This is a genomic window from Comamonas trifloxystrobinivorans, assembly GCF_043359985.1.
GTDB lineage: Bacteria > Pseudomonadota > Gammaproteobacteria > Burkholderiales > Burkholderiaceae_C > Comamonas > Comamonas trifloxystrobinivorans.
Genome location: NZ_JBHZGV010000035.1, coordinates 1 through 5,046 on the forward strand (window position 1 = coordinate 1; position 5,046 = coordinate 5,046).

Annotated in this window: 4 protein-coding genes and 1 pseudogene; 4 read left to right on the forward strand and 1 reads right to left on the reverse strand. The window is 52.5% G+C overall.

What is annotated here, in order from left to right; translation table 11 throughout:
• The first annotated feature begins 700 nt into the window (after positions 1–700).
• The 4 genes and pseudogenes from ACFIQF_RS24450 to ACFIQF_RS24465 all read left to right on the forward strand — a co-directional run bounded on the left by ACFIQF_RS24450 (position 701) and on the right by ACFIQF_RS24465 (position 3,618).
• Positions 701–1,534 (forward strand): midcut-by-XrtH protein, encoded by an 834-nt coding sequence (locus ACFIQF_RS24450; protein ID WP_393946255.1) that lies wholly within the window; start codon positions 701–703, stop codon positions 1,532–1,534.
• Between the two features lie 480 nt (positions 1,535–2,014).
• Positions 2,015–2,499: pseudogene (locus tag ACFIQF_RS24455) on the forward strand (MarR family winged helix-turn-helix transcriptional regulator).
• Positions 2,496–3,269, forward strand: a complete 774-nt coding sequence (locus tag ACFIQF_RS24460; RefSeq protein WP_393946256.1) for a DNA alkylation repair protein — start codon at positions 2,496–2,498, stop codon at positions 3,267–3,269. The pseudogene ACFIQF_RS24455 and the gene ACFIQF_RS24460 overlap by 4 nt, the downstream one beginning before the upstream one ends.
• Before the next feature lie 10 nt (positions 3,270–3,279).
• Positions 3,280–3,618 (forward strand): DUF6616 family protein, encoded by a 339-nt coding sequence (locus ACFIQF_RS24465; protein ID WP_393946257.1) that lies wholly within the window; start codon positions 3,280–3,282, stop codon positions 3,616–3,618.
• Between the two features lie 257 nt (positions 3,619–3,875).
• On the opposite strand, the gene ACFIQF_RS24470 is transcribed toward ACFIQF_RS24465, so the two are convergent.
• Positions 3,876–4,217 (reverse strand): FHA domain-containing protein, encoded by a 342-nt coding sequence (locus ACFIQF_RS24470; RefSeq protein ID WP_393946258.1) that lies wholly within the window; start codon positions 4,215–4,217, stop codon positions 3,876–3,878.
• Positions 4,218–5,046 lie beyond the last annotated feature (829 nt).

A 5,046-nucleotide genomic window follows, 5' to 3' on the forward strand; every position in this document is an offset into this window, starting at 1 on the left:
ACGTGATTTCTTCATGGTAGAGATTCTCCTGTGAGAGTCTCTACTTCTCAGCGCGCTGGAATTGCGGGGGGATTACCTGCAAAGAAATGTCAAACACATCTTCTTGATAGATAGCTATACGCTAATATTGCACTGGCGATTGTTGCCAAGTCGTTCTCTCCCATCCTCCCTCTCAAACTTGCGCGACAGTCTTTTCAATAGGATTAGCTCCTTTTTTAGTGAGTCTTTGCCACCCATGAGGTTGCGTTTCTTAAGGTGCGAGATAGTCTCATGATCAATTCGCTGAACACGTTGCCTCCTCCTCTAAAGAGGCTTTTGTTTTCGCATGGCATCACAACTATCGAACAAGCCGTTGAAGCCTACCCTGACCGTCTTCTCTCAATACGAGGGCTGAAATTCACTAGTCTGCGAAGGATTGAGTCACTTTTGCCCGGGAAGCCACATCTGCCTCGTACGATGCGCAGTCGCACGATGGTTTGTCCATGTAGTCTGTGCAACCATCTGTTAGTGTCGATGACTCGAAGTAAATGAGAGAATGTCGAAGTGATGCAAGAATTCAACTAGTTCGACTAGGTGCTGCATCCCGGGTTGTTGATCCGACATCAATCAAACATTGACGTTTGTTAAATTTCATAAATCATCTAATTTGCACAATTTTGTTACGATGTGAGCACTCCCACCCTTAAAAAGAGAGTTCAAGATGCCTATCAATTACAATTTCTACAGACACCTTGGTCGATTGAGTGTCACGACGTTGTTTGCTACAACGCTGGGTTCTGTGTGGGCGCAGACCTGTGAGTACTCGATCACCACAGCGCCTAGCGCTTTGACACCCCCGGTTAACTCAGTTCCTTCTCTCTCTCTGATAGGGATAGCGCTACTAGCAGTTGCCGTTGCTTTCGTAGCGTGGCGTAGAGGCAAGTTTCCAGGAGCGCGCATAATGGCGCTTGCGTTGCTGTTGACAGCTGCTACGCTGGCGAACTATGGTGGAGGCGGGCTAGTGCAGCGGGCATATGCTGCAGTCGTCGGGCTCACTAACCCCAATGGCGAAAGCCTGACGACATCAGTGACAAATGGTGAGGTGATCACTTTTACCAACAGTTCGGGTAGACCGTTGATCGTTAGTAGTGTGAAGCCCGCGCTTGCTGGATGCAATGATGGATCAACATTGGCTGTCGGGGGTTCGTGCTCTGGAACCGCTGTCTGTGCGGCTACGTCTTGTGGTGCCAATCAGATGCTGCAGGATGGCATATGTGTTGCAGTTCCTCCGACCTGTGGTGTCAATGAAGTGCTGCAGGATGGCATATGTGTTGCAGTTCCTCCGACCTGCGGTGCCGACGAGATACTTCAAGATGGAATATGTGTTCCAGCGCCTCCAGCTTGCGGCACCGCTGAATCAAACAATTCCACAAGTCCGTCTGGATGCGCCTGTGATGCCGGATATGCACGCTTTAGCAACGGCATTTGCTTAGTTCAAGATTTTTGTACCGTGCCACTCGTGTCTAATGGTTACGAGTTCCTCTGTAATGACTAGTGGAGACCAGCCACTTAGGTCCCCGTCGTGATTGGCGCCGCATAAATGAAAAGAGAGCATCCCCAGTGTGAACTGCCCCCCAGAAGTTGGACAGCGGAATGTTAAATGCAAATTACAGCGAAACTAGCCAGATGTGCCAGTTCAAACCCGGCCACTTGATGGACTGCACCCGACCCATTGCAGCCGCTCAAGCCGCGTCATCCTGCGACTGCTGAGCAGCGATTGCCGCAGCTTGAACATTTATTGTGACTTGACTCCGTAGCAGGCACTCGGGCTTTGATCCAGGCTCCTGCTCATCGAAAGGTTTCCTGCGTGGAGCGGACATTGACGGTCAAGTTCAGTCCAATGGGCTGCAGGTTGTTCGCTGTCATTTCGTGTGAACGGAAGCACAGTCGACGTCGCTGGAAGTGATGCTTGTCCATTTGTCACGACGTTACGTTCATTATATAATTAGTCGCCATATTATATTTAGGCTGACTAATGAGATTTGAACAGAAGTACCAGGCGCTAATTGAAGAAGCACAAAGACGCAAACTTCCCGATGTGGATGGCATTCAGCTGTGCTGTCGATGGCTGCAAACATCGACCGCGACTGTGCTGCTTTGCTGGCCCCTCATGGTTTGTCTGAGGGGCGCTTTGTGCTGTTGTTCCTTCTCGATGTGGCGCCTGACGGACTCGCTCCCAACGCGCTGGCCGAACAGGCTGGCGTCACCCGCGCCACGGTGACCGGCCTCTTAGACGGACTGGAGCGTGAGGGTCTGATTGAACGTCACGCCAACGCCGAAGACCGCCGTGCACTGTGCATTCGGCTCACCTCAAAAGGTAAACAACTCGCCAGTACCGTTATCGACCAGCATGGCCGGTGGATTGCAGGCCTGTTTGGCAACCTGCCTGTAGATGAGCGAAAGCAGCTGGCAGCGCTGTTGGAGAAAGTACGAGGCCCGAATACGGACACTGAGTCATGAAGGATCAAATCCGCAAGGGTGCGACGCGAACCGTTGACATTCCTACGGACGTTCTGCATGCGCTGTCGCGCGGGGAGTTGCAATGTGCAACGCTGGCTGAATGTCTGGCAGTCGACCAGGCTGTACTGGCACGAACACTCTTTCCGGCACTTACAGCTCAAGCACTGAGCACGATCGATGAAGCCTGCCAACTGGGTGTGGTCAAACGCATGGCCCGTATCGGCTCAGTCTTGCTGGATGCCTTGGGTACTGAGGGCATCGCACAATGCCAAACGCACCGCGCCGATATTGTACGAGGCTGGGCGTGCTTTATGATCGGTGCTCAGCCTAACCTAGATCTCGGTGTACGGCTGGCCGCAATGCGTCCGCTGGCAGACGACGCCCATTTTGGTGTGCGTGAATGGGCTTGGATGGCAATGCGACCGCACCTGGTGCAAGACCTACCGACGGCTATCGCACAGCTGATGCCATGGACACAAGATTCTTCTGAACGTGTCCGACGTTTCGCGTGCGAGGTTTTGCGTCCCCGCGGGGTGTGGAGCACGCATGTCTCACAGCTCAAACGATCGCCCGAGCAAGCGCTGCCTTTGCTCTCAGCACTGAGTAACGACCCTTCGGTCTACGTGCAGGACTCGGTCGCCAATTGGCTCAACGATGCCGCTAAGGACCAGCCAGCCTGGGTGCAGGACATCTGTGCTCAATGGCTTCAAAGCTCCCAAGCCGCCGCCACACATCGTATATGTCAACGCGCACTGCGCAATCTCAAGTGAAAGTGGAACCATGTCTCATTACCTCGTAGAGCTCTATACTCCCAATTCGGCTTGGCTCGCACTGCCTGCCGAACAAAGGCAACACTTTCTTCGCGGCATCGGACTCGCATTGAATCAACTCTCCAGCCTCGGTGTCGAAATCCTCTCCCTGGCAAAAACGGACTCCAACATCGACCAAGGAACCGCGCATACATTCCTTGGTATTTGGCGCTTTCCCGACCAAAGCGCTCGTGACGCTCTACTGGCGGGCATCAAAGCCAGCGGCTGGTACGATTATTTTGACCATGTGAATGCAGCCAGCACTCAAGGGGCGGCGGATATTCACTTGGCTGCTCTAGCTGCCGCGTAGCGCAGTCTTTTGAATAAAGCCTGTGTGATCTGCAATGCGGCTAGCAACTTTCTAGCCCTTTTTGGGGCCTCCCGACTGTTATTGATCGAGGGCGAAGCGGCGGCTCAGGATAGGAGGCATTTAACGGCTTGTATTGGCCTTCACCGCCACTCGGACACTGGACTGTGATTGTGTTGATTTCCACGCAGAAATGACCCTGCAACCCCCGGTGGGTCAGGTTTGCGTGGAAATCAACAAAGAGGGGCTTACTAGTCTGTTTATGCCGCAGATGGTCCGGTTGCACGTAGCAAGTCGTCGCCGAACCCCGATCCGATCTTTATCGCAATCTCCAACTGGCCAACTTTCACTATGTCTCCTGAGTACAACACCTGACGCTTAACCCTAATGTCATTGACAAACGTGCCATTTGTACTGCAGTGGTCCTCGATCATCAAGACTCCCAGGAGGTAGACGAATGCACCATGGTCTCGGCTGATACTCGGATCATCCAAGAAAACTTCGCATTCTTTTCCCCTGCCGATCAAGGTACTGCCCTTCTCCAAAACGATGGAGCAGGTGTCTGACTTTGAACCTGGATTGACAACAATTTCCGGAAGCATTCTTACCTCCAATTCTTGGAAGGCAAACTGTCTATCGCTGATAGCAAGTTAAGCGGATGCGCATTATCCAGTTTTTACGATATGTCAAATTTCAACAATTGAAAAATTTAATGCACCTCTTTAGAGGCATCTTGGAGATCAACTCACCACCAATCGCCCGCCTCCAGGCCACTCCATAGTTCTTAATGCCTGCCCAGGACACGAGCGCCATAGATGCACGTCTGGGCAGCTAGGTCGCGACAGGAGCAGCCTTCACCCTCGACCCACTCGATGCTGACTTCGCCGCCCTCGGCGATCACGATGCGGCCTAGCCGGGTGCAGATCCATGACTGGTGACAGGTATATTCCTGAACTGCGGCCTTTCTTACATCGAAACCATGCCTTGCCATGAACAACACCCCTTCGGTTGGATTGATGTCCAACTTTTGGGGTGCAGTTCATTGCGCGGGCTTTCTTTTTTACTGTGCTTCAGCCTTGCTCTCCAGCTTACATTTGTTTTGATAATTGAAGTTGCTTTAAATATTTGTCATGTCTATGATTACTCAGCTTCTGAGAGGTGAGATGGAGAAGCACTTTGGCGCAAGTTACGCTACAGCCCGCATGACGCGGGCTTTTTTTCACCCAACAGTGGCGCAGAGGTGACAAACGCAAACCCCAGACACATAGCTTCACGCTACTATAACGTCAGTGATTTCTGCCGAGCTCGTGCTCTCCTCCCTCTCTCATAGCTTGCACGAGGTCCTTGTTCCCTCGGTAATCCCCCCACAAACCACCGCTCTGAGAAGTAGAGCTATGCGGCCATGGCCAGCCGCTGTTTGGGGGTGATGCC

Bases quoted from the DNA above. Each gene is read 5' to 3' on its own strand.
- ACFIQF_RS24470 (WP_393946258.1), bottom strand. From the start codon at position 4,217: ATGCTTCCGGAAATTGTTGTCAATCCAGGTTCAAAGTCAGACACCTGC.
- ACFIQF_RS24460 (WP_393946256.1), top strand. From the start codon at position 2,496: ATGAAGGATCAAATCCGCAAGGGTGCGACGCGAACCGTTGACATTCCT.
- ACFIQF_RS24465 (WP_393946257.1), top strand. From the start codon at position 3,280: ATGTCTCATTACCTCGTAGAGCTCTATACTCCCAATTCGGCTTGGCTC.
- ACFIQF_RS24450 (WP_393946255.1), top strand. From the start codon at position 701: ATGCCTATCAATTACAATTTCTACAGACACCTTGGTCGATTGAGTGTC.